Origin of the sequence: Enterococcus sp. DIV2449a (assembly GCF_051711225.1) — a bacterium.
GTDB lineage: Bacteria > Bacillota > Bacilli > Lactobacillales > Enterococcaceae > Enterococcus_D > Enterococcus_D casseliflavus.
On sequence record NZ_JBIOME010000001.1, the window covers coordinates 980,626 to 1,006,654 of the forward strand.

Genomic DNA, 26,029 nt, shown 5'->3' on the forward strand with positions numbered 1-26,029 from the left:
ACTAAAAAAAGCGGGGCTCCGAGAAAAGGGGAAAAGAATCAAATGAAGGCTCTTTTCTCCACAAGCCACGCTTTTTTCTGCGCTTTTAGCCAATTGGATAAAAAACGTAGATTTATTTTAGAATAATGTCCAAAGAAAGCGTTAACAACAAGAATTATAATAGAGAAAGAAAAAGTGGCGAAAAAGGTCGAAAAAGCAGGTGTCTTTTGCTTGATTCCTTTCTTCGAGGAAAGAAGGTGGGAAACACCAGAGAAAAATCAATCGGCAACACCCCATAGCAACACAACATTTATTATATGAAGGTTCATATAAGTTAGGAGAAATGTGATGAAAAAAAAGGGAACGCTCGTCTCACTGTTTATGGCTCTCATTCTTTTTATCTTTTCAGAAAGAACAGTGTTTGCGGCAGAAGCGATCAATGAGATCGTCGCACCAACAGGAGTTAAAGCATTTCTAGTACTGATTCCATTAGTGTTAGTGCTGGTTTTGCTCTTTAAAAAAGTAGATATGATCATTGCTGGCTTGATTGCTGGGATCTTGGCGATGATTATTGGCGGGATCAGTTTAGCTGAAGCTAATTCGCAACTGTTGGAAGCTATTCCGACGATGTTGAGTATTACGGTGCCAATCATCAATTCCGCTGTAGCGATGGCGGTCTTCAAAGCGGGCAGTTATACGGCGGCCTTAACCTTAGCCAAAAGAGGAACCAAAGGAAAAGTGGAATATGTGGCTGGTTTTATTGTCATCTTATTGGCAGCAGCGACTTATATGTCTGGAATCGGCGGCGGGAGTGCGATGGTGATCGCACCGTTAGCATTTGCGGCAGTTGGGGTGGTACCCGAATTGATCGCAGCGATGTCGTTAGCGGCAGCGGTCTCCTTTACGACTTCTCCTGCCTCTTTGGAATCTAGTATCGTGTCTGAACTAGGCGGTTTTAGTGTCGCTTCTTATGTCGATCAAATGCGCCCATTTTGGTTGTTATTCGTTGGTTTGGCGATTTTATTGGCATTCTTCGGGACCAAGCGTCGTCATCTGGGCTTCAAAGAATCAGCCAACCAAGAGTACGAAAACAAAAGCAATGGCGAGTTATTCAAAACGACACTGCCTGCGATCTTCTTGCTTTTTGCGGTCATCTTTGGACCGTTGATCAATGACCTGATCGGCTTTGTCCTCTTTACACCGCTAGTTTATATGGTGGTCACGTTAGCGTTGATTTTTGTTTGTACCGACTTTTCCATGAATCAATCGGTGGAAGCGATGGTGGACGGATCCACGTATATTTTGACCCGCTTGTTCCAAGTGGGGATCTTTTTAGCCTTCATCAACGTGATCGCTGAAACTGGGACGTTTGCTGTAATTGCCGGTGCGGCACAAAATGCCCCCGCAGCGATCGTGGTTCCCGTGGCGATCTTGACGGGTGTCTTGATTGGGATTCCCGCAGGTGCCTATGTCGGCTCCGTTTTAACACTCGTGCTACCAGTTGCCGTTTCATTAGGCTTCCCAGTCTTAGCTCTTGGCTTTGTAACGATGGGGGTTGGCCTCGGCAGTCAAATGAGTTTTGTCAACATTACGATGCAAGCTTTATCTTCTGGTTTCCAAATTCCGATTCTGGATGTAGTCAAAGGAAACGTGAAGTGGTTGAGTTTAGCAGCCGTATTATTATTAGTCATCAGCTTAGTGTTTGGCTGATGGATAGGAGGAAAACATGGATTTATTGATCAAGCAAGCACGTCTTGAAGACGATGCAGAATTAGTAGACATTGCAATTTCAGAAGGAAAAATCACCGCAGTTGCACCCAACATTGAAGAATCAGCAGCAACAACGATTGAGGCGAAAGGCAAAGTGGTGATCCCTGGATTGATCGAAAGCCATATCCACTTAGACAAATCCTTGATCGCCGATCGTGAACCCAATAATTCAGGTACGTTGCAAGAAGCGATCCAAGTTACGGCAAAGTTGAAACCGACCTTTACCGAAGAAGACATTTATGATCGGGCGAAACGCGCATTAGAAATGCTGATCGTACATGGCACGACTGCTGTGCGCACCCATGCCGAATTTGATCCAGCACAAGGCTTCACTGGATTTGACACCATCATGCGCTTAAAAGAAGAATACCGAGACCTGATCGACATTCAGGTCGTTGCCTTTCCCCAAGAAGGGATTTTTAAAGCACCCGGAACGGATAAAATGATGATCGAAGCGATGGAAAAAGGCGCCGATGTCGTTGGCGGCATTCCTTACAATGATGCGCCAGCCAATGAACACATCGACTTGATCTTTGAGATCGCCAAACGATTTGATAAAGACATTGACTTGCATCAAGATTTTGCTGACGAAGCAGACGATACATCGATCGTCTACCTGTGTGAAAAAACCATCGCAGAAGGCTATCAAGGTCGGGTATCTGTAGGACATTTGACTGCGCTGCACGCCATGGAACCGGATCAGCTGGCAGAAGTTATCGATTTGATGGTCAAAGCCCAAATCAATGTGATGCCGTTGCCTGCGACCGACTTGCATTTAGGTGCCAGAAACGATGCTTACAATGTTCGTCGTGCCGTGACACCGATTCGCAAGTTACGTGATGCTGGTGTGAATATTTGCTTAGGCAGCAACAATATCCGAAACGCCTTTACGCCCTATGGCAATGGGGATTTGATCCAAATCGCTATGCTGGCTGTGCCAGTGGCACACTTAGGCGGCGCCGATGACTTGCCGACAGTCTTGCCAATGATTACGACCAATACCGCCAAAGCATTAAATATCAAAGACTATGGGATCGCTGTTGGCAACCGCGCAGATTTGATTCTTTTAGATACCCAGAAAAAAGCCGATGTGCTGATCGATATTCCTGAACGTTTGATGGTCATCAAAAATGGCCGCATCACCGTGGAAGTCAAAAAAGAAGTGACGATCCACCGCTAAGCGATTTTTCACCCCTATGGGGGGTGTCACATAAAAAGTGAATCACTGAAAGAACACATCCGTCAAAGGCAGTCTGACTGCTTTTTGACGGATGTGTTTTCGTATAGGAGCAACCAGGTCGAACGGTATACGCTTTGATTTTCTGAAACCGACAGTAGGACGTTTTCGATTCAATGAACCCTCCTGATCTAGAAGTTGGGAATGCCCCCATGCAAGGATTTCCTTGACTGATGAATATCCTGATTTTTGATCTGTGGAGCTGTACCTTATACTTAAAGAGACAATCAAGGAGTGTGGGTCTTTCTCGGCAGGAAAAGAGGAGTAGGCACTTGTTTTTCACTTCTAAAATCAGATTTTTCAAAAGCGTTTAGGTTGGGATCTCTGGAAGCTGTACATAAGAAACGCATTGCTCAGTTTAAGAGAAGAAAAGAAGCAAAAACTGCATTGGCTTTGCATATTTCGTTGGCTGTTTTTCCTAGTTATTGTGAGCAGTATTTAACCAATCGTCACAATCATAGTACCTATACAAAGAAAGGAGGAGATCAACAAAATGAAAAAGAAGCCGCTAAAATTTCTGCTCCTAGTGATTGGGCTAGTGAGTATTCCGTTGAGTTTTCCCTTCTTACGTGATACTTTTATTGCGCCATTGTATGCGCTGCAGGAGCAAGAACGAGAAGAGGATGAACGTTCTCTAGTGGAAGAAAGGGCTGGTTTAAAAGACGTTGATTTTCAATTTTTAACGAGCAACAAGCAAGGATATTTAGGGGAGAAAATCCCCATCGAAATCATGGCACATCAGCCAGTAACCGAAGTGGCGGTGGTTCTACCGCCAGAGACAGTGATTGAGTCTTCCTTGTTTCCTGAAGGAATGACGATTGAACAGGTGGAATCCGACCAGTGGCAGCTGCTTAGCGAAACACCTCAGAGCAATTGGCTTTTGCCCCTAGCCTTTGAAGAAGAAGGAACCTACGAAGTCATGGTAGGAGAAGAACGGTTGGCAGTAGAAATCCAAGGTTCACCAAAGGAAGGTGAGGATAGTCAGGAAGAAAGCAAAGTAAGCAATCGAGAGGAAGAAGAACCCGAGAATGAAGAGCAGCAAGAAATAACCGCCCCTGACCAAACAGAGCAAAAAGACGGAGCGCTTTCCTATGATACCGATGATCCGGGGAATCTTTACCTGCTAGAAGATTCGGAGGAGCCTAAGCGTGATGTCTCTAATTGGCAAGAGTTTATGCACGCTATTATTAATCCAGATATTAATCACATTAATTTGACAACTAGCTTTGAATCTTCTAATAACCCCTCCGAAGGATTAACTGGTATTGATGGTTTTAGTGCTACAACTAATCCCAATGGAGGGACGGCATATATTTGGATCAATGCTCCAAGAATTTCACGTACGCTAATTATCGAAGGAAACGGTCGTAAAATTGATTTTCGAGCAGTGGCTGTAGGATTTCACGATTCCACTGTTAATACTGAAACACCGTGGGATATTACATTGCAAAATATTGAAATCTATCATGGAAATTGGTATGGACCTATAAATTTTACGAATTTAGATGGTTCTCATCAAGCTCAATCTAGAATTCGTTATCACAATGTAAATAGTGTAGGAAATCAGTTATTACATTCATTAAATACTACAGCCATTTTATCAGGCAAAGTTTTGTCTCATCAAGTGGCTTCTTATGATGCAGGCTTAGGGAGGGGAGAATGGGGAATTGATAATACTGCTCAAGCTAACTTTGAAATCAATAAGATGCTTGTTGAAGATGGAGCCACTGTTGAATTGTCAACGATAAATGCGGGAAATATCGATTTCTATAATCACAACTCAGTACTAACTATTGGAGACGATGTAACCATGACCTTGACTGCTAATGGAACTGGTGGGGAAGTGGATGGAGTAAATTTACATTTCCGGAACTCCATTGTCCCAGATATCATCAGTGTTGGAAAGAGATCAGCGCTGAATTTAAATCCTCGGGATAATGCTGCTGCTATCGCCATGCATAGTCATGATTCAGAAATAAATCTAATAGAAGATAGTACTATCAATGTCTATTCTGCAGGACGTACTGTTAATAATAATGATTTATTGGGAAATCAAAATTTGGTTTCTTTACGTGGAGGAACTAGCATAAATCTTGGAGAACGTAGTACTTTTAGAGTTGATGCGATAAATCAAGGCACTACAAATAATGATGTTATTCGCTTTTGGTTATCGAGAAATAGCAAAATTAATGTGGGGAAAGATGCCACCTTGGATATCCAATCTGATAGTACGAATGTTAATCAGAGATTAATTTACTTTAATAATAGTACATCAGAATTTAATATTAATGATGCTAAAAAGGTAAATTTACAAAGGACTAGGTCAATTACCTCAAGTACGGCACATTTGATTCAAAATGCAAGATTAAATGTAAGTAATCAGTCGATTAAGCAATGGATACCTGGAAATACAAACGAGGAACCTAGCTTTGATTGGAGGCCTATTTTGAGTTTAAATAGTAATATAGGCGTAACAGGAATACCAAGCAACGATACTTCGGTTAGCGCATTAGATCCCAATATAGCACAACATGCTAGAGCGAACTTTACGCCAAGAGCGCAACGTCTCTTATTTGAGAATATTCCTCCTGTCGAGATCGCGCTTGATCCTTTGACCAATGATCGCTCTCAACGCAATTCCTATACGATCACGGGAGAAACCAGTCCCGGCGCTTACGTTCGTTTCAGTAGGGATCTGAGTTTACCACAACCAACCTTAGATACTGTTGTAAATGCTGAGGGCGAAACAGAAAGTTTCCATGTCATTGCCGAAGAAGATGGCTTTTTTGAATTTGATCTCTCCCAATTTGACGACTTTGACTATTTCCGTGGGCAAGAAGTTGTAACGGCGACGGCATTTTTAAATGGACGACGCAATGAGTCCTCCGTCATCGTTGACGGTATCGATCCTCGAGATCCTCTGAACCCTGATGTAGATGTTGATCCGGATAATCGCCCGACTCTTCCTGAAAACCAAGGGTTGATCAGTATCGACTTTATCTCGCAATTTGATTTCGGGTATGTGCCGATTCGTTCGAGTCAAGCCTATTATCCAGCACTGCCACAAAAGCTGCGGAATGCAGAGGATGATCCGGCAGGGGGAGAACGCCCAAATTATGTTCAAATCTCGGATCGGCGTGAGGAGTCCACCGGCTGGACACTGAGCGCACGGCTAGATGAAGCAGGGTTTGTCAGTGAGGAAGGCCATCAGCTGCGGGGAGTCCAGCTATTACTCAATAACATTCGTATGGCAACTACAAGTTCGAATACCTCCAGTGCCCCAACCTACTGGGAAAGCCGTGAATTAAATGCAGGCAGACAAATCTTGGCAAAAGCGGAAGAGGGACAAGGCAGCGGGACATGGATCCAACGCTTTGGTGATGGAGAAACAATGGATCAAAGTGTGATGCTGGAAGTTCCTATCAACGCTACGCCGCAAGCAACAAGCTATACTGGCATTATCCATTGGGAATTAAGCTTTGTCCCAGAGATGGACTGAGCCGCCTAAATGTTTCTCAGTAATCGGAAAAAGGAAGAAATGGAGACAGCAGCTGCAGAGAAAATCTGCAGCTGTTTTTTTATCTGCAAGTAGCCATCGATGATGAAGCAACCGATAGCGCCCCTGTGCTTTGGCGGATCTTCTTTGCTTGGAGAATTGGGAGGATCATTCATTACGTTTACTAGAGCAGATAATGCTTTTCACTCCTTCATGTTGAAGGGCAAGAAACATTCGGGAAAAATTCTGTCATGAAAGATGTAGTCGTTCACTAAATGTTTCCCCAAAATAACAAGATCATTTTCTAGTCATTTGTTCTTTTTTCATCTATGATAGAAAGAAAACCGCTATCACGGAGATTTCGTTTAAGAAAATCCTGTCAAAACTGTTTGACAACGCCATGATATCAATGGATTTGAGCAGAAACCACAGCAGGTCTGCGTTAAGGTAGAAGAAGGAGGCCAAGATGACGATTGGGGAAGCGCTAAAGAACCATCGAGTCACACAGCAAATGAGCCAAGAAGAAGTAGCAACAAAAATTTTAGTGACCCGCACATCGATCTCAAATTGGGAAACCGGCAAGACGGTCCCAGATAGTTTGAATTTATTGAAACTGAGTACCCTTTATGGGTGCAGTGTCGATGAGCTATTAAAAAAGGAGCGAACAGGAATGAAAAAGAACTTTCGTACGATGACCTATGGCGCTGGATTGAAAGACGGAACAATGCGTTTGAAAATCGAGACGGATGCCAGCAAGTTTTTCCCACGAGGGGTGGAAGTCAAAGCATCCGTCGATTTAGAAACAGGAGAAGTGACTTTTTTTGTCGAGCAAGAGGATTTGCAAAAGCTGAAAGCAGCCACCGACGACAAATAATTTTTTTATACAGTTTTTTGCTAAATTTTGCTTGGACAAGAGAAAAAAAAGCGATGGATAAAAAAACACGAGCCTAGCTGCGTCGTGTTTTTTTATGTGGGATGAAAGAGGGATGAGGCAATCGATGGAAGCTGATTCTACTTTTTCTTTTCTGCTATTTTCAAGATTTGTAACGATTAAGGGTAAGCGAAAAGATGCAGAAGGCTATATACAATATATAGTGAATAGATCGATTTTTATCTAAATGAAGCACAATATGTAGTATTTACTTTTTTAAGAGATTGTGTAAAATAGCAGGTGTAGTGAAAAAGGAGCTGTTGTTTTTGAGAGTAACTGTATATTGCGGCACCCGTTTAGAAAACGCGGAAAAGTTGGCAAAGACCGCTCGTGCCATCGGCAATGCCTTAGCAAAAAATCACATCGAGTTGGTTTATTGCGGCCCTTTGGCTGGCTTGATGAGGGAGATCGTGAAAGGGGTCTTTGAAAAAGAAGGCGCAGTGACGGGGATCTATCCATCAGGTTCCTTTGCAGAAGAATTGCCACCAATCGTCACTGGATCAAGCACATACACCGAGTTCTATACGGATACGAGGGAGGAACAAACACAACAATTGCTGGAAATGAGCGATGCCTACCTTGTATTACCTGGTGGATTTGGTACACTAGAGGAGTTGTCATCAGTATGCTCTTTTATGACTCTTGGGCCATGGCCAGTCAAACCGATCGGTGTGTTGATGACCCAAGGCTTGACTGATGGACTGAAGCCGCTGCTAACAATGTTTGAAGCTTCTAGCTTTGCCTGGCCTGAGCTGTCGGAAACACTCTTTTTCCTATCTGACGTTGAGTCGTTGATCCATCGATTGGCGGCGAAGGGATCAGGAAAGGAGTGCTTGGCAGGATGAAGCATGTCTATTTAGCGGGACCGTTTTTTTCAAACGAACAAGTCGCCCGACTCAAACAGGTAGTACGCAGTTTAGCTGAAAACCCGCAGCCATTGGCGGTCTATTCGCCGCGCTTGTATCAAGAAGGTTCATCTGAACCCAATACACCAGAACGGGCAAGAGAAATTTTCGAAAAAGACATGCTGGAATTGACACGAGCCGACGTCGTCGTTGCCGTTTTGGATAACCATGAAAGGATCGCCGATCCGGGAACAGCCTTTGAAATCGGCGCAGCACACGTACGAAATAAACCAGTGATCGCTTTTCAGGAAAAAGCCGCGGCGGTCAATCTGATGTTGACGGAGTCGGTGCAAGCGTATTTGACTGATTTGGCGGCACGAACAGCGTATGATTTTGAAGCGATGGCGCACCGAGCCTTTGTCGGTGACTATATTTAATAAAGGATGATGAATGTGTTATTAATCGCAGGAACGATCGGGGCAGGAAAAAGCAGTTTGACTGATTTTTTATCGAAGGAAATGGCGTCGAAGCCTTTCTATGAAAACGTGGAGGACAACGATGTTCTGCCATTGTTTTATTCCAATCCAGAACGATACGCCTTTTTATTGCAGATTTTTTTCTTAAACAAAAGCTTTTTAGGGATGCGGGAAGCTTTGTCCAATGATGACAATGTCATTGACCGCTCCATCTATGAGGATAGCTTGATGTTTCATCTAAATGCGGATCTAGGTCGCATCGCACCGATGGAAGTCGAACAATACGATAACCTGTTGAACACGATGCTGCGGGAATTGGAAGAATCAGCGCCATTGAAACATCCAGATCTAATGGTTCATATTAAGGTTTCCTTGGATACAATGATTGAACGGATCAACAAACGTGGGCGTTCTTATGAACAAATTGCCAACGATCCGACATTGTACGACTATTACAAAGAGTTGAATCAGCGATACGATGAATGGTATGAAAACTTTGACGTTTGTCCGAAAATGCAAATTGATGGGGATCAATTGGACTTTGTTGCCAATGAAGACAACCTCATGGTGATCCTCGAGATGATCCAAGAAAAACTGACGGAAGTCCGTCAGACCCATGGCAAAGGCCACTATTGTACGGACAAAGCCATCGCAAAAGGTGATTTTTCTAAGAAAAACGCAGCATCTGTGACAAGCTGAGCCAGCAGTTGAGGACGGCTTACGAAAAAAACAAGTGTCTTATCGACAATGGGAGGGAGCAAGGCGATGAATGTTGAACGATTTATTGAGGCGAGGAAACAGGCGGGCTTCTCGCAGCAAGAACTTTCGGAAGGAATCTGTACGCAAGCCACTTTGAGTAAATTTGAAAACAACGGGCAGGCACCGTCCCTCAAAATTTTGATCAAATTGTGTAATCGGATCGGCTTGCCATTGGTCGACTTGTTTTCTTCCATGAATGTCGCAACGACCAAAATCAAAGAAGAATTGGCAAAAGCCGAATTCTACTTGATCACGAGCGAGTATGAACAGTTGGCTGCATTGTTAAGTCAAATCGAAGTGAAGTTGATCGATGAACCAGCATTAAAAGCGCAATATGATTATTTAAAAGGCTTTGAAATGATTTTTAATGAAGCTGCGATTACCGATGTCTTGTTTCAATTCGATCAGTTATTGATGAATGAAACGGCGGAGGAATTGTTTGATCTCTTAGCGTATACTGGGATCGGTTTGGTGTATGCCAGAGAAGAAGAATGGGCAAAGGCTGAGTTTTATGTGACGAAGGTCTTTGAGAAAATTTATACCTATCCGATCAAAACGATCGAAGACACGTGGCGGGTGTTGAACATCGTCTTTCATTGCGGCGTCTTTTATGCCAAAGTCGATGATTTGGAAACTAGCGATACCTTGTTGAATTATGTGTTGGCGATTTGTTCCGACAATCATTTGACCTACTACTTGGCTCGCGCGGCAGCCCAACTGACCGAAAATGCCATTCGCGAACAACAGCCGAAAGAAACAATTTTGGAAATGTTACACGATGCACGAGCATATGCCAAAATCAATAAAAATGTAAAATTACTGGCGCATTTAAAAGCGGTTGAAGAAACGATCGAATAAAAATATATTTTCTACAAAAAAGTTTTGTTGCGCAAATGCTTGATAACTAGCAGTTCTTTCGACGAAGGGACTGCTTTTTTTGATTTTTCTTATATAAAAAAATATATAATCTTGTTGACAAAAAAATATATCGGGAGTATTCTTTAATTGTGAAAAAACTAACATAATTTGAGATGCATCGTTTTTAGGAGAAGGGATTTTATGAAGGCAGCAGTGAGAGAAGCCGCTCGCACGATTCAGCGGATGGGCACGTTCATTGAGTTAAAAGTCGCTCATACAAAACCAGAAAGTGTACTGGACGAGCTGGAGACCCAGCTGAAAGGATACGACCATCGCTTTAGTGCCAATAATCCGCAATCGGAATTGAATCAGCTGAATCAGTTGGCAGGACAAAAGGGGCTTGCGCTTGATCCAGAATTGTACCAGCTGATCGAAATCGGCAAACATCATAGCTGTGCTCCCCACAGTCAGTTGAATATTGCCATCGGTCCACTGGTCCAAGCATGGCGTATCGGGTTTGAAGATGCCCGCATCGTATCAGAGACGCAGGTCAAAGAATTGCTTGCGCTAACAGACCCGCAACAGATCCAATTGGCAGCAGGCAAGGTTTTTTTGAAAAAAGCTGGAATGAGGATCGACCTCGGAGCATTAGCAAAAGGCTACATCGCTGATAAGTTACGCATCCTTTGCCAAGCCCGAGGAGTTGCGTATGGATTGATCAACTTAGGCGGAAATATTGTCTGTTTCGGCGCTGCACCAAATCATTTGGACGGACATTGGCGGATCGGGATCCGAGATCCCAAAGGCGGTCGGGCCGACACCTTGGGCATTCTGCCAATCAAGGACCAAACCGTCGTCACTTCGGGGATCTATGAGCGGGTCTTGACCACCTCTGAAGGAACGTATCATCATTTGATTGATCCTCAGAGTGGCTTTCCCATCGAATGTGGGTATTTGAGCATCACGATCGTTGCAGCGACATCGTTACTGGGGGAAATCTGGACTTCGCGCTTGTTTGGCAAGCCCATTCCAGTTGTTTTACAAGAGATTCAGCAGCAGCCAGAAATCGAAGGGATCATCGTAACCAAAGAAAATGAAGTCATCGCCTCTAAAGGCATTCAGGCAAGACTTTTAAGATAGCCCAACCAGAAAGGAAGAGACAGGATGAAATTTATCGGATTCGTGGGAACCAATGCCACTCGTTCCACCAATCGCACGTTGTTGCAGTTTATGAAAAAAATGTTTGCCAATGAGGCAGAGATCGAACTAGTCGAGATCAAAGATCTTCCAATGTTCAACAAACCAGAATCAAAGGAGTTGCCCGTACAAGTAACCCAGCTTGCCGAAAAAATCGCAGCAGCAGACGGTGTGATCATCAGTACACCAGAATACGATCATGCCGTACCCGCAGCGTTGATCAATGCCCTGAACTGGTTGTCCTATGGAATTTTCCCTTTTGTTGACAAGCCAGTGATGATCACTGGTGCTTCTTATGGGACGTTAGGTTCTTCTCGTGCCCAAGCTCATCTAAGACAGATTCTGGACTCTCCAGAGTTAAAAGCACGGATCATGCCTAGCTCTGAATTTCTCTTAGGTCATTCGCTGCAAGCGTTTGACGAGCAAGGCAACTTGATCGATGAAGAGCAGACCCAAAAACTGCAAGGACTGTTCAACGATTTTCTATTATTTGTAAAAATTACCAGCCAGTTGCAGCACGCCCATGCCGCCAATCAAAAAGAAGCTGCTGAATTTTCATGGGAAACCATCTAATCGCAAAAGATAGGAGCGTAAAGACAATGAAATTGATCGGAATCGTCGGATCAGCCGCTGAAGTCTCCACCAATCGTCAGCTGCTGAACTTTATCAAAAAGCAATACAAAAAGGAATTCACGTTAGAACTTGTAGAGATCAAAGACTTTCCTCTCTTTAATCAAGAGGAAGATCAAACCCAAAGCCCAGCCATCCAGCGTTTGAATCGGCAATTGCTGATGGCAGACGGTGTGATCATTGCTACACCAGAGCACAACCATACCGTGACGGCAGGACTGAAAAGCTTGCTAGAATGGCTTTCATTCAATATCCATCCTCTGGAAAACAAACCAGTGATGATCGTGGGTGCCTCTTACTACGATCAAGGAACTTCAAGGGCCCAGCTGCATCTGCGCCAGATTTTGGACGCACCGGGAGTCAATGCTTTAGTGATGCCAGGGAATGAGTTTTTGTTGGGCAAAGCCAAAGAAGCTTTCGATGAAGCCGGTGATTTGATCGATGCCCGAACGGTTGCTTTTTTAGATGCGACGATCAACAGCTTCTTGCAATTTATCAAAGTCGTTTCTGCCTTAGCGGGTCCTAAACAATTGCCGCCCGAAGACCTCTACGCCACAGGGAAAATCGCAACCACCGTGGAAGGAGTGGATATGTATGATGATCAATGGCTGGAAAAAGCCGCTGAAGCAGTCGGTGCCGTTTCTGGCAATACCTACGTCAAACTAAATCGCGGCTTGCTGACAGTCGATCAGATCAATTACTTCTTAGATTCGATGCCGATGGAATTGACATTTGCCGATAGCAACAACCAATTCTTGTATTACAATCTGCGCGAAGAAGCCCAAAATATGCTGGCAGCACGTGTGCCAGGACAAGTCGGCAATCCATTAGCAAAATGCCATCCTGAAAAATCCTTCAAAAATGTTGAGTGGGTGATCCAACAGCTGCGCAGTGGGGCAACCGACGCGGTTCGGGTCCATGTGCCGAAACAGGTGCCAGAAAAATACATCGTCCACAATTATCAAGCGATGCACGATGAAAACGGCGAATATGCGGGGATCAACGAATACATCCTTGATTTCAAGCCAATCATCGAATGGTATTTGCAACAAACCGGTCAAAAACTTGTCGGCAATGAAGACGCCATTTCCAGTGCTTCTGTGCACCAAGAACCGACCGATGCGGTCACTAGTGCCAGTACTCATGACGCACCTGCAGCAGATGCGGTCACCAGCGCTTCAGTGAAATAAGGGTTGTCTAAAGGGAGAGAAGGAATCGCTAGAAGCATTCGCTTGCAATCAGTTGCCAAGCGAATGCTTCTCTTTTTGCTGCTTTTTCATGAATAAACGATTTTCTATGAGCGATTGAGTTGATCAAGGACATCATTGCGAGGATTTCACAAAGTTTCTGAAAAAAATTTGCATATTCATCTTTTGCTTCGTATACTAGTTTAGGACGTTGCTTATAAAACGGCTGTATCATCGTACATATTTTTTGATAGGAGGAATTGCATGAAAGACAAACGAAAAGTCTTGCGTCCGTTAGGATCAGGGTTTGCGATGGCGGTTCCTTTGTTTATAGGGATCCTCGTTCAGGACCCTTTGATAAGTTCTGTGGGGGCGATGGGGGCTTTTTCCTACTTGGCTTTTCAACATCGGTCCCTTTTTTATAATCTGCGCGCCATTTTGACCCACGGCGCTGCGCTGCTGCTGGCATTTATTTTAGGCGCTGGGACAGCACTGATTCCTTGGAGCGCGCCTTTTATCATCGGTGCGTTATCGTTTTCCGCGTTTTTGTTGTCAAAAGTGATGCGGATCCCCAAGCCCGATTATTTCTTCGTGTTGATGCTTTATGCCACCGGCTTTAATTTTCACGCAGCGCACCTTGGAGAGATCTTGCACCACAGTTCCTATTTGCTTTATGGCATCGCAGGCTCGCTGCTTGCTGGACTGGTGATTTCGTTGGCTGAACAGCTGCCGTTGAAAGAAGAAAAAACGGCCTTTCAACAACTGAGCTTGCACGAGAAATATTCGCTAGCATTATCTCAGCAACCAGAAATGGTCATCAAGGCGCTGCACTTTTCTTTGATATTGTTTATTGCGACCTACATTGCCTACCTGCTGCGAGACAGCAACGGCTATTGGATCTTGATTTCTGCTGCTGCCGTCTTGGCAGGAGAACATATGGAAAAAATCAAAAATCGCACGATCGGTAGGGTACTGGGAGGAATCGTGGGGTTGCTGCTGGGTTTCTTATTGATGTCCTTGCATATGCCCCTTGAAGCCATCGCAGTGGTCTTGATCATGCTAAACATATTGACGGAGTTTTTTATGCCAGTCAATTATACCGTTGCTAATTTTTTTACCAACCCGCAAGTCCTGCTGTTAATGACGATCGGTACTAGTTTTACGCCACTGAAATTGATCCCATTGCGTTTTTCAGGGGCATTGATTGGCAGCGTGCTGGCAATGCTGTTGATCTTTCTAATGGATTGGGCAGTAAAGCAAATGGAGCAAGCGCTGGGAAATAAGCCAGAAGACACGTCGGATCAAACACAATAGCATGCACCATCATCAATAAGCAAGAGCAGCTGCTCTTGCTTTTTTTTGCCTTTGATCCTCGAGCTAAACGTTTTCTCCATCGGATAGGAAAAAGAAGGGAAATGTGAAATAATCGAGCAAAGGTTCCTATTTTGAAATAGAAGCGTTTACATTTTTGCAAATTAAAGTGGCAGAAACATCTACTTTTTTTGTTGTAAGCGAAATCATATACTCAAATCAGAGAAGGAGAGAAAGTTGTGAAAAAACGAATCGTAGATGTTTTGCATCGCCTGTTGGTGACTGATTATCCACTATCCATCGAGCAACTGGCAGAAGAGACCGCAGCCAGTGGACGGACGATCCGCAATGATTTGAATGAGATCAACACGTTTCTTGCTGACTTACACATCGGACCGATCCAAACCCTTCGAGGAAAGGGCATCCTTTTGAAACTGACCTCGAAGCAGCAAGCCATCGTTTGGCAGGCATTACAGGCACAACAGTCGGAATATATGACCCGTGAAGAGCGTAGTTTTGATCTACTGCTGCATCTGACATTTTCAAAAGAGATCCTGGTGTTGAATAAAAAAGAAGAAGCGTACCAGATATCGAAAAGCAGCATGGATGAAGACATGCGCCGTTTGCGGGCGGACATCAATAAATATGGCATTGAGATCATTAGTCTAGGAAAAAAAGGACTGCGGTTGAATGGATCGGAACGAGCGATTCGGACGATGATTTTTGACATCATCAATCAGCGGATCGGTAGGCTGCCACTTGATAAACAGACCCCAGATTTAGTCTTTACGAAATTGCTTTATCGCTATTTGCCGCAAAAAGCAATCAAACAGATCCAACAAGTGATGCAAGCAGTGTTGCCGCCAAATCAAAATGAGTTGTATAGCAGCCAAATCTTATTGTTTACCGCCATTTGGCTGATGCGCATCAGAATGAAGGAATTTATCACACGCATGAATTGGTCTACTTCCAGCAATCCGCTCCAAGGGTCAGCCTATATCCAGGCGATCGCTGAAACCTTTTCGATCGAGCCACCAGAAATCGAAGTCAACTATCTTTCTTTCATCATCGAATCACTGAATTTTAAAGATTTGTCCAATTCCATCGAATGGGCGCATGCGCAACTCTTGTCGCTGCAGCTGATCCAATTTGTGGAATGCCAAACCAAGATCCCTTTTAGTAAAAAGGAAGAAGAGTTGTTAGAGGGATTGTATAAACATATGGCCGCGCTGATCGTTCGAGCCAAAAGCGGCATTCAAGTCCCCAATCCGATCAAAGAGACTGTTCGCAAAAATTATGGACAAATCTACCAAGCCGTCAAGGGCTTCGCCCCCACGATCGAAGAGATCGTCGGACAACCACTATCAGAAGATGAACTGACATTTCTCGTGATCCATTTTTCTACAGCCTTAAGTTCATTGAACCACGAGATTATTACGATCTATAAGGCGGTCGTCGTCTGTAACCATGGAATGGCAACCGGCAATCTGCTGGCAGCCAGCCTCAAGGAGAAGTTTCCAGAAGTAGAAGTTGCGGCAGTCTTGAATTCACAAGAAGTCAATTTGATTACAAAATTCGATGTGGATCTGGTTTTTTCAACTTATGAGATCGATTATCGAGAAAAGCCGGTATTACTGATCCCACCGATCATCAATGAAGAAAATCACCAAGTGATCCGCCGTTTCTTAAAAAACAATGAACAATTCAAGCGGATCGCCTTTGACCAAAAAAATGCCACGCTGTTCTTCAATCAATTGCTTACAGTCATTGAAGAAAGCGGTGGGACGGTCGATGCTGCCGCCTATCGCAAATTGACACACTTGTTTGAACAAAATCAATTAGCCATTAATGCAAGGGAGATTCAGCCAATGTTAAAAGATGTTTTATCCGCTAGTCATATTCAATTAAACGTTCCTGTTCAAAATTGGGAAGAAGCCATTGAACGCTCTGCGCAGCCGCTATTAAAAGAACAGATCATCGAGAAACGCTATATCGAGGCAATGGTTGCGGCGGTGGAGGAATACGGGCCTTATATCGTCATTGGCAAACATTTGGCGCTGGCGCATGCACGACCAGAAGATGGCGCCCAGCAGTTGGGTGTGAGTGTCCTCACCTTGGCGCCGCCAGTCGCATTTGGGAACCCAGAAATGGACCCTGTCAAAATCATTTTTTGCTTGGCTGCGGTAGACTCCTACTCTCATCTTGCCATCATGAAGGAATTGATCGAACTGATCAATGATGAAGAAAAAGTCACGCAGTTGCTGGCTTGCTCTACGATTGAAGCTTTTCAATCATTGCTATTTTCATAAAAAACAAGAAAAGGGGAAAAATCATGAACAAATTATCGATCTTATTCGTATGCGGTGCGGGTCTTGGCAGCAGCTTTGCGGCTCAGATGTCAACAGAAGATGTCTTAACGAAATTAGGAGTGGAGGCGAAATTGGATCATGTCGATATCTCATCAGCGGTATCAATGAAACCAGACATCATCATTACGGCAGAGAATTTCCGGACGCAATTTGAAAAGTTTGCTTTGGACCCGACAACCGCAATCATTTATTTACGCAACATTGTTTCAAAACCAGAAATCGAAGAAAAAATCACCCCGGTATTAACGGAAAAAGGCGCACTGTAAGTAAGGGTCATGATGAAGGGAGTTTGAAAAAATGGGCATCATCAATTTTATCATTGATAATATTTTAACGCAGGCATCGATCACGATCGCTTTGATCGCGATGTTAGGGCTGCTGCTTCAGAAAAAGTCAGCAGGTCAAGTCATTTCAGGAAGTTTGAAGACGCTATTGGGCTTCCAGGTTTTAAGCGCTGGTTCTAGCATCATCGTCGGTAGTTTGACCTATTTCGGCGAGATTTTCACAGAAGGATTCGACATGCAAGGCATAATTCCTTCCATCGAAGCCATCAACGGGCAAGCGATGAATGAGTTGGGCTTGGGTCGGGACATAGCGCTGACATTTTTAGCCATCTTTGTTTTTAATATTTTATTGGCACGCTTTACGAAATGGAAATATATTTTCTTAACGGGTCAAGCCATTTTATGGATGGCGACCATGACGACGGTCTTTGGCTATTTCGCTGGTTTGCGGGGCGTTGTCTTGATTCTCGTCGGTGGGTTGATTGGGGCGATCTTTGCCGTAGCGATGCCAGCGATGGCTCAGCCCATCATCCGCAAAGTCACTGGGTCAGACGACATTGCTCTCGGACATTTCTGTACGATCGGCTACCTCTTTGAAGCAGGCGTTGCCTATCTGTTTGGAGAAAGAGGCGAGAAGAAAAAATCGATCGAAGACATCAAACTGCCACGTTCTTTTGAATTTTTACAAGATACCTATCTTTCTGTCATGGTCGTGATGGTTCCACTGTATATCGTGACGGTCTTGTTTGCTGGAGAAACCTTTGCTTCTACGCTCTCTGGTGATCAAAATTACATCATGTATGCCTTCTTGCAAGCCATTCAATTCGTGGTTGGGGTCTATGTTTTGCTAGCTGGCGTTCGGTTGCTCTTAGGCGAGATCGTCCCTGCGTTTCGTGGGATCGCCATGAAATTGGTGCCTGATGCAAAACCAGCACTCGATTGCCCAGTGTTCTTCCCATATAGCCCCAATGCAGTTATTTTAGGCTTCATTACTACAACGATTGGGACAGTCATCGCCATGTTCGTTTTACCAGTCTTTGGCTTGGCGATGATCTTGCCAGGGATGCTGACGAACTTCTTTGCAGGCGGTACCGCTGGGATCTTCGGCAATGCGGTCGGTGGACGTCGAGGGGCGATCATCGGAGGGATCTTTCACGGATTCTTCATTACGTTACTGCCAGCCCTACTTGTAACGATCTTCAATCAAATGGGCTTTGTTAACGCTACGGCAACTGATGTGGATACCGTTACGGCAGCCTTGCTATATGCTTGGATCATCAGTCCCTTATTGAAAAACTTTTAATCGCTAGGAGGAAGACGCATGTTCTCTTTTTTCAAAAAAGAAAAAAAGCCCACAGAAACACCAGCGGTTCCTTTGACCGCTGAAGAAAGCCAAGAGGCAGAAGCGCTTATTGCAAATCTAGAAAGTCAGTTGCAAGCAGAAACCGACATCGACGAACAAGCAAAATTGTATGAAGCGTTAGGCTTAGCGCAGGCAAAACTTTCCCGCACAGAAGAAGCGATCGACGCATTGGAAAAAAGCTTGCAGGCGAAAAAATCGATCGGGGACGGCTACAAAAAACTGATGTCCCTTTATAATGCTCAGCGTGCCGCCGCCGCACGAAACGGCGACGATGCAAAGATCGACTATTACATGGACAAAATGGAAGAAATGCGGCAAATCGCCAAACAACTTACGATCAGCGGCAATTAAACTAGACGAGGTGGAATCAAGGATGTATACAACATTAAAAGAAGTAACGAAAACAGCAGAAGCATTGAATTTTACAGTGGGGGCTTTTAATACCCATAATTTAGAAATGCTGCCAAGTATGCTGCGGGCAGCCAAAGAGATGGGGGCACCCATCATCATTCAAACAAGTATCGATACGGCGAAATACATCGGCTATGATGTCTTGGTCAATGTCGTCAAAACGATTGCCGATCACGAGCTAGTAGATGCTGTCTTGCATTTGGACCATGCCAGAGATTTCGATGAGATCAAAGCGGCGATTGATAGCGGCTATAGCTCGGTGATGTATGATGGCTCGCATTTGCCCTTCAAAGAAAACATTTTGAAAACGCGCGCAGTCGTAGAATACGCTCATGCCCATGGGGTGTCCGTCGAAGGAGAACTAGGAACGATCGGCGGCACAGAAGAAGGCATTCATGTGGAAGAAGACGATAAAGTCTTCACACGCCCAGAAGATGCGGTAGAGTTTTTCGCTGCTACTGGCGTCGATGCGCTAGCCATCGCTATCGGAACCAATCACGGTCAATTCCGCTCCAAAACTGAAGTGAATGTTGAGTTATTGAAGGAGATCCATGCAGTCGTCGACGTGCCGCTAGTCATTCATGGAGGAACTGGCGTCAAGGAAGAAGATTATCCTGAATTGATCAATAACGGCATTCGCAAGTTTAATGTAGGTACTGAATTGTTGGTCAATTGGACGAAGATTGCGAAAGAAAATTTTGGGGCAACGGAAGTCAACAAATCTTTGCGCCACAACGTGATCCCATCCAATGAAGCCATCAAAGAAATCGTCAAGCACAAGATCGGCCTTTTCATGAATACGAAAGCGCCGACTGCGATCGGCAAATAGATGGTACGCAAAAAGATGCTTGTTTTATTGGCAGGCAGTCCTGGAACTGGAAAAAGTTATTTACTGAATCTGTTGAAGAAACGTTTTCCTGATCTTTTCGCTCTTACGCCAGATGAAATCAAAGAGTGCTATGCCGAATCCCTCGGCTTTGATTCATTGGCAGAAAAAGCCCAGATCGAAAAGCAGTATGTTTGGCCTTTTTACTATCAGGCATTGGGCTTGTACATGTCTTTAGGAAAACGCTTGGTGGTCTCGGAATACCCCTTTAGTGAAAAGCAGAAGCCATTGCTAACTTTTCTCGCCCAAAGCTATGGTTATGAGTGCTTGACCATTCGCTTGACTGCTTCTTTTGAAACCTTATGGGAAAGACGCTTCTTACGTGATCGAGCGGATGACCGTCACTTGAGTTTTATCATGGAACGGTACCATTACGGGGATGTGCTGGAAGATAGACAAGCTGCAACCAACCATATAACCAAAGAAGCGTTTCGGCAAATCATCACTGATCGCCGTTACGATGACTTTCAGTTAGGAGCGCTTATCGAAGTCAATGTGGAAGATTACGAGCAAGTGGATTATCGCCCGTTGATCGAGAGAATCGCTGAACAACTCAATGACTTAAATTGAAGAAAAAACAGGCGCTACACCTGAAAAGGGCAGCGCCTGTTTTTTTAGTCTAAACCCAAAAATTTCGAAGTTCCTTGGTTTTGGACTTGTAGGATTTCGGCTAATACTTTGGCATCAAATTGCCCCTCTTTATTGGCGGAATAGACATTGACCTTGAGCTGGTAGTCGGGCAAAGCATAGTTTTCAAGACTTGCTTCAAGCTGCGCGACCGCTTGTTTCGAGAGTGGTTCATCGACGAGTTTTAATTCAAGGGATTGTTTCTGCTCATTAAGTGTTTGCTCTAGCAAATAATGTTCCCCCAGTTTGGCTTCTACAAAACGCTTGGCATGGTATTCCACGAAAGTCGTTTGGATCGTCGTATAAACGAAGAAACTGCCAATGACCGTGATCGGTAAGGCAACCACGGCAAACTTCCACCATTTTTGGTGACGAAAATCCCATACTGCAACAGCCAGATGGTAATGAACAAGGAAAAACAAATCAAAAAGGAATTGGTGAAGAAGAGTTGAGCGGATTCCCATGAAATCGAATAGTCTTTGATCGACAGCCCATAACCTGTCACACAAAGCGGCAAAATCAGGGACGTCCCGATGGAGACGCCGATAATAACATCGTTGTCGCGGCCCCTGACTTTGGCAAAAGCCAGTGCTGAACCACCGATCAATGCGACGCAAATATCCCAAATCGTTGCAGATGTTTGGGTGATGATCTCAGGGGTTGTGTCTTTGACTGGCGTGAGTAAGAAAAAGGTAAATGAGATGATAAGTACGATGATGACTTGGATGCTAAAGACCAGCAGCCCTTTTTTAACCAAACGTAAGTGGGAAAGACCTAAACCAAAGCCGATCCCGTTGATCCCATTTAAAAGTGGCGAAATCAACATCGCCCCGATAATCGTTGTCGTAGAGTTGTAGTTTAAACCAATCGAAGCAACCAGCGTTGCACAAACTAAAAGTGCATAGACGAGCATCGTTTGGTCCATATCTTTTTGAATTTTTCCAATCAATTGTTCTTTGGAAACTAAATCAGGCGTTAAGTTCACCTTCATCATCCTTTCTGAGAAAAATCGTTCTGCTCTTTTCATTGTCCCTTAAATCGGCCGATTTTACAAAAATCTGCGTCTATCAGGTGATGATAGCAACAAGAATTCAATGATTGGGTTGCCAATCTTTTGCAAAACCGCCGATTTCCTCTAGAATAAGAAGCATAACAGAGAAATGGAAAAGGCGGGGAATGGATGAAAGATTATTTTGCGCAATACAAACGCCTGTTATCGATCGCTGAAGCAGGTTTGTACTATGGCAAAGATGTGTACGATAAGGAACGTTACCAAGAGATCAAAGAGTTGGCATTGCATTTGATGAGTACCGTCGTGGATCAAGACGCAGCTGCGTTGACCCTTTTAACAGAAAAAAATGAGGGCTATCCTACGCCCAAAGTCGATGTACGAGCATTGATCCAAAAAGACGAAAAAATCTTGCTGGTGGAAGACAGCCTGACGAAAGAATGGTCACTGCCAGGAGGCTATGCAGAAATTGGCTTGACGCCACGGGAAAACATCAAAAAAGAAGTGCTGGAAGAAACTGGCTTACTCGTTGAGGTCAAGGAGCTGCGAGCAATTTTTGATACGAATCTAAGACCAGACATTCCACAAGTGTTTCAATACTATAAGCTGGTCTTTGCCTGTGATGTTTTGGCAGGGGACTTCATCAAAAACAGTGAAACCTCTAACAGCGATTACTTTTCGTTGAAGGAGCTGCCGAAGCTTTCCATCAAGCGCACCACCAAGGAACAGCTGGAGCAATTGGTGAATGAGAAGTCGTTACACGTTGATTAGAAACAGCTAAGGGTAAGATGTTGGAAAAAGCGTTTTATTGGTTTTTTTAACTGGATAATATTTACTTGCAGATAAAGTTGGTTTATGATTGATTTCGTCGTTTTCATTATAAAAAATCAAGCAATGGCGACACCTTTGCTTGATTGCTGGAGGAGTAAAAATGAAGAATCAAATCAATTCCTTTTTTGGGCTGGATGCCTTACAAACAACGGTCAAACGAGAAATCTTAGCTGGTTTTACCACCTTTATCTCGATGGCCTATATTTTATTCGTCAATCCAACGGTCCTTGGGACATCTGGGATGGACGAAGGTGCCGTCTTTACGGCAACGGCGTTAGCCAGCGCATTGGGCTGTATCTTGATGGGGGTTTTAGCAAAATACCCGATCGCTACGGCACCCGCATTAGGGATCAACGCTTTCTTTTCTTATTCAGTCTGTATTGGAATGGGGGTTCCATGGCAAACAGCATTAGCGGGTGTGTTTGTGGCATCACTGATTTTCATCGTGATCACAATCTTTAAATTACGGGAACTGATCATTGATGCGATCCCTGCTGATTTAAAATATGCCATCTCTGGGGGGATCGGTCTGTTCATCGCCTTTTTGGGATTGAGCGAAGGCGGGATCATCGTTTCCGATGATTCGACCCTTGTGGCACTAGGCTCATTGAGTGTCGGTACGACGTGGCTGACGATTTTTGGTTTAGTGATCACTGCCGTCTTGATGGTTCGCAGAGTTCCTGGTGGAATTTTTATCGGGATGGCCGCAACAACTGTTTTAGGTCTTCTGACTGGCTTGATCCAAGCACCATCCAATATCGTTTCTGCTGCACCGAGTATTTCTTCCACATTCTTAGTGGCGCTAAACCATGTAGGAGACATCAACTCCCTGCAAATGTGGGTCGTAGTACTGACTTTCTTACTCGTCACTTTCTTTGATACTGCAGGCACCTTGGTAGGACTTGCCAATCAAGCGGGCTTCATGAAAGACAACAAAATGCCGCGGGTCGGCAAAGCACTTGCTTCTGACTCCACCGCCATGCTCGCTGGTTCTTTATTAGGGACCTCACCAGTAGGCGCATATGTGGAATCCTCCGCTGGGATCGCCGTGGGCGGTCGTTCTGGCTTGACTGCCGTGACGACTGGAATTTTCTTCTTGTTCGGCTTGTTCTTTTCACCATTACTATCCGTTGTTACTTCCCAAGTGACGGCACCAGCACTGATCGTCGTGGGCGTGCTGATGGCACAATCGCTGCGAGAAATCAAATGGCACGAAATGGAAATCGCAATCCCAGCCTTCTTGATTCTACTAGGCATGCCGTTGACCTACAGCATCTCCGATGGGATCGCCTTAGGCTTCATCTTTTACCCAATCACCATGTTAGCAGCCAAACGCGGCAAAGAAGTCTCACCAATCATGTACGGCTTGTTCTTTGTCTTTCTTGGGTTTATGTGGATTTTGAATGTGTGATAGAGACGTTTTGTGATTAAGAACTTTATCAATTATAAAAAGAAAGAACAGTTAAGCTTGTGGCTTAGCTGTTTTTTTTGTATTGAGAATAAGAGTTGATAAATACAAACAAAAAAAGTAGAGCAGTGTTTATTAAAGCGATGGATGATGAATAGTAGGTTTTTTCACTTCTTACAAATACGAGGAGCGGTTAAGGCATTCTATTTTTTACCTAACATTCATGGGATTTTATTCTGGTTTAAAAAACGAATCACTGATTCTAACTTATAATTTTCTTCAATCAAATGATGGTACTTACCAAAGGAAAAGGATTGGCGTAGCTGATTTTGTATAGGTTTTCTTACTTCACTTGTTTTTTGTTTAGATTAGATAAATAACGCCTTCTTTTCAGCAGTAATCGTTTCGCGATTTTTTGACTAGAGTCTTTGATCAATAGCAAAAAATATTCATTTACAAGTGACGTTCACATCATTGAGAAAATGTAGTAAGTTAGAAAAGGAATGAAAAAATGATTATGGATTAAAAATACATGGTATGATTTTCTATAAAGTTGGGAGGTGTTAGGATGAAAGATCTGCAGTTAAAGTTTATTGTTGATCCAACAACTATTCGCTGGTTTCGTATATTGAATCTTTTTGAGCGGACACAAAAAGCGACTAAGGGTCAATTAGCTAAATTAAATGAGGTTTCAGAACGGACGATTTTAACTGATATAAATAAGCTAAAGGAGTATTTTTCTGATAGTGCGCAAATTGTTTCAACGAACAATGGGTACCTTTTCGAAAAAAAGAACGCCCTTCGATTTATTGAACAAAAAGAAAAACTATTGCAAAATGAAATTTTGTTTGAATTGTTGGGAAACGTTTTCTATGGAGAGTTAGAGGACGTAGCGGAATTAATTGACCGATTTCACATATCAGAAACGTCATTTCGACGCTATTTGAGACAAATTGAGCCGGTTCTTAAAGAATACGGATTAAAACTATCACTCACTCCAATTGATTTAAAAGGCGATGAAGCAAACATCCGAAAGTTTTTCAAAGATTTTTACTATGAAGGGGAAATGACCCCTCATACGTTGGTTCCTCCAAAAGAGATTCATGAATTGATCTATCAAACTTTTTTATCTAAAATCAAGGGAATCACGATTGGTACAGGTACTTCTCCAAATGAATTTTACTATAATTTATATATTGCTATCGAGCGAGTACGCCAGGGAAAGAGGATCAATGTACCAACAAATCTTTACAAGAGTGTTAAGAATAACAAGGATTTTCTTAATTTATTCTTGATTCAGCAAAGAATTCAAAAGATCTATCAAGTGGAATTATGTGCGGATGAGCTCTGTTGGCTATTTTTAGTAACGATTGCCAAGCGGCCTTTTGATCAAATAGACCAAGATAAGGTATTCTGTAAGCAATTGCAGGGCATTGATTCTTTTGCTCATTTAACTGAAAACTATCTCAAGAATTGCTCGCCTGAGTTGTATACAACAGAAATTTTATGGATCTATCGTGCGTTCTTCCTTTCTAGGTACGTGAATCATCTAATTTCACCAGTTCAAAATAGAATAATGTCAGAAATCACAGAGAAAACAAAACATGAATGCAAAGAATCATATATCGACAATCATCACTTTCTGCGCTCCTTTTTCGCTGAATCAGGAATAACAGACGATTTTTTGGAAGATATTACGACGAGCTTAACTTTGCTGGGAGAAAGATTGAAAGAACAGTATTTGTACAAAAGCAAGAGAATTGTTTTTTTATTAGAAGGCGATCTGTATGTCTGTCAATTGATAAGATCGCGAGTATATCAATACTTTGGTGATCGCCATCAAATCTTTTTTATTACGATTCCAGCTTTGACGGAAGAATTCTTAAACCAAGAAGATATTGATTTAATTGTGACAAACTACAGTGAATACTTGTCAGAGTATAAGGTGAGCACCAACTGCCTATTATTGAAAACAGTTCCAGATAAACAAGATTGGGAACTCTTATTCAAAACGATCGAACCAAAAATGTTCGAACTTATAAAATAATGAAAATAATAAACCTATTTTTTACCTATTCAGAAGGAAAGAAAGCCTTTTGCATAGGTTTTTTTATACTTAATTTCCCCCTAGGGTGAAAAACATGATTTTTTTATTAAAAAACATC

Annotated in this window: 24 protein-coding genes; 22 read left to right on the forward strand and 2 right to left on the reverse strand. The window is 43.4% G+C overall.

The genetic code is table 11. The annotated features are described in order from the left end of the window. Positions 1-327 precede the first annotated feature (327 nt). From IGI76_RS04720 to IGI76_RS04810, 19 genes are all read left to right on the forward strand, one after another. The gene (locus tag IGI76_RS04720; RefSeq protein WP_270266317.1) at positions 328-1,689 is read left to right on the forward strand and encodes a citrate transporter; all 1,362 of its coding nucleotides are present in this window, start codon (positions 328-330) and stop codon (positions 1,687-1,689) included. A 16-nt stretch (positions 1,690-1,705) separates the two neighbouring features. After that, positions 1,706-2,929 (forward strand): amidohydrolase family protein, encoded by a 1,224-nt coding sequence (locus IGI76_RS04725; RefSeq protein ID WP_270266320.1) that lies wholly within the window; start codon positions 1,706-1,708, stop codon positions 2,927-2,929. A 291-nt stretch (positions 2,930-3,220) separates the two neighbouring features. After that, entirely contained in the window at positions 3,221-3,559 is a 339-nt protein-coding gene (locus IGI76_RS04730; RefSeq protein ID WP_438781150.1) for a hypothetical protein, read from the forward strand. Next, positions 3,480-6,485, forward strand: a complete 3,006-nt coding sequence (locus IGI76_RS04735; RefSeq protein WP_270266322.1) for a WxL domain-containing protein — start codon at positions 3,480-3,482, stop codon at positions 6,483-6,485. The genes IGI76_RS04730 and IGI76_RS04735 overlap by 80 nt, the downstream gene beginning before the upstream one ends. 463 nt (positions 6,486-6,948) lie before the next feature. Next, the gene (locus tag IGI76_RS04740) at positions 6,949-7,356 is read left to right on the forward strand and encodes a helix-turn-helix domain-containing protein (protein ID WP_270266324.1); all 408 of its coding nucleotides are present in this window, start codon (positions 6,949-6,951) and stop codon (positions 7,354-7,356) included. Between the two features lie 323 nt (positions 7,357-7,679). Beyond that, the gene (locus IGI76_RS04745) at positions 7,680-8,258 is read left to right on the forward strand and encodes an LOG family protein (protein ID WP_194193116.1); all 579 of its coding nucleotides are present in this window, start codon (positions 7,680-7,682) and stop codon (positions 8,256-8,258) included. Continuing rightward, a complete protein-coding gene (locus IGI76_RS04750; protein ID WP_194193115.1) occupies positions 8,255-8,695 on the forward strand; it encodes a nucleoside 2-deoxyribosyltransferase in 441 nt (146 codons plus the stop codon). Before IGI76_RS04745 ends, IGI76_RS04750 begins: the two co-directional genes overlap by 4 nt. A 15-nt stretch (positions 8,696-8,710) precedes the next feature. After that, positions 8,711-9,433 carry a deoxynucleoside kinase gene (locus tag IGI76_RS04755; RefSeq protein WP_194193114.1) on the forward strand — a complete coding sequence of 241 codons (723 nt, stop codon included), beginning with the start codon at positions 8,711-8,713 and terminating at the stop codon, positions 9,431-9,433. A 66-nt stretch (positions 9,434-9,499) separates the two neighbouring features. Beyond that, a complete protein-coding gene (locus IGI76_RS04760) occupies positions 9,500-10,351 on the forward strand; it encodes a helix-turn-helix domain-containing protein (protein WP_015509261.1) in 852 nt (283 codons plus the stop codon). A gap of 201 nt (positions 10,352-10,552) precedes the next feature. Beyond that, a complete protein-coding gene (locus IGI76_RS04765; protein WP_194193113.1) occupies positions 10,553-11,491 on the forward strand; it encodes an FAD:protein FMN transferase in 939 nt (312 codons plus the stop codon). A 24-nt stretch (positions 11,492-11,515) separates the two neighbouring features. Continuing rightward, entirely contained in the window at positions 11,516-12,121 is a 606-nt protein-coding gene (locus IGI76_RS04770) for an NADPH-dependent FMN reductase (RefSeq protein WP_005225450.1), read from the forward strand. Positions 12,122-12,147: 26 nt separating this feature from the next. After that, positions 12,148-13,368: an NAD(P)H-dependent oxidoreductase gene (locus IGI76_RS04775; protein ID WP_270266329.1), complete on the forward strand. Its 1,221-nt coding sequence runs from the start codon at positions 12,148-12,150 to the stop codon at positions 13,366-13,368. A gap of 261 nt (positions 13,369-13,629) precedes the next feature. Continuing rightward, complete coding sequence (locus tag IGI76_RS04780) at positions 13,630-14,679, forward strand: FUSC family protein (protein ID WP_167826834.1); 1,050 nt, start codon at positions 13,630-13,632, stop codon at positions 14,677-14,679. A gap of 236 nt (positions 14,680-14,915) precedes the next feature. Next, a complete protein-coding gene (locus IGI76_RS04785; protein ID WP_167826833.1) occupies positions 14,916-16,985 on the forward strand; it encodes a BglG family transcription antiterminator in 2,070 nt (689 codons plus the stop codon). Between the two features lie 23 nt (positions 16,986-17,008). Beyond that, positions 17,009-17,311 carry a PTS sugar transporter subunit IIB gene (locus tag IGI76_RS04790; RefSeq protein WP_005225455.1) on the forward strand — a complete coding sequence of 101 codons (303 nt, stop codon included), beginning with the start codon at positions 17,009-17,011 and terminating at the stop codon, positions 17,309-17,311. Positions 17,312-17,342: 31 nt separating this feature from the next. Next, entirely contained in the window at positions 17,343-18,632 is a 1,290-nt protein-coding gene (locus IGI76_RS04795; protein WP_008379073.1) for a PTS sugar transporter subunit IIC, read from the forward strand. Between the two features lie 18 nt (positions 18,633-18,650). Then, positions 18,651-19,043, forward strand: a complete 393-nt coding sequence (locus tag IGI76_RS04800) for a hypothetical protein (protein WP_005225457.1) — start codon at positions 18,651-18,653, stop codon at positions 19,041-19,043. Positions 19,044-19,065: 22 nt separating this feature from the next. Further along, entirely contained in the window at positions 19,066-19,932 is an 867-nt protein-coding gene (locus IGI76_RS04805; protein ID WP_270266337.1) for a class II fructose-bisphosphate aldolase, read from the forward strand. Then, entirely contained in the window at positions 19,933-20,559 is a 627-nt protein-coding gene (locus IGI76_RS04810; RefSeq protein WP_167826831.1) for a zeta toxin family protein, read from the forward strand. It abuts the gene before it with no gap. A gap of 44 nt (positions 20,560-20,603) precedes the next feature. On the opposite strand, the gene IGI76_RS04815 is transcribed toward IGI76_RS04810, so the two are convergent. Continuing rightward, positions 20,604-20,963: a hypothetical protein gene (locus IGI76_RS04815; protein WP_438781759.1), complete on the reverse strand. Its 360-nt coding sequence runs from the start codon at positions 20,961-20,963 to the stop codon at positions 20,604-20,606. Then, positions 20,870-21,601, reverse strand: a complete 732-nt coding sequence (locus IGI76_RS04820) for a DUF389 domain-containing protein (protein WP_270266339.1) — start codon at positions 21,599-21,601, stop codon at positions 20,870-20,872. The genes IGI76_RS04815 and IGI76_RS04820 overlap by 94 nt, the downstream gene beginning before the upstream one ends. Before the next feature lie 195 nt (positions 21,602-21,796). Between IGI76_RS04820 and IGI76_RS04825 the strand changes: the two genes are divergently transcribed. The 3 genes from IGI76_RS04825 to IGI76_RS04835 all read left to right on the forward strand — a co-directional run bounded on the left by IGI76_RS04825 (position 21,797) and on the right by IGI76_RS04835 (position 25,911). Next, a complete protein-coding gene (locus tag IGI76_RS04825) occupies positions 21,797-22,396 on the forward strand; it encodes an NUDIX hydrolase N-terminal domain-containing protein (RefSeq protein WP_010747733.1) in 600 nt (199 codons plus the stop codon). A gap of 160 nt (positions 22,397-22,556) precedes the next feature. Next, positions 22,557-23,867: an NCS2 family permease gene (locus IGI76_RS04830; RefSeq protein ID WP_167826829.1), complete on the forward strand. Its 1,311-nt coding sequence runs from the start codon at positions 22,557-22,559 to the stop codon at positions 23,865-23,867. Between the two features lie 565 nt (positions 23,868-24,432). Further along, the gene (locus tag IGI76_RS04835) at positions 24,433-25,911 is read left to right on the forward strand and encodes a helix-turn-helix domain-containing protein (protein WP_270266343.1); all 1,479 of its coding nucleotides are present in this window, start codon (positions 24,433-24,435) and stop codon (positions 25,909-25,911) included. Positions 25,912-26,029: the final 118 nt, after the last annotated feature.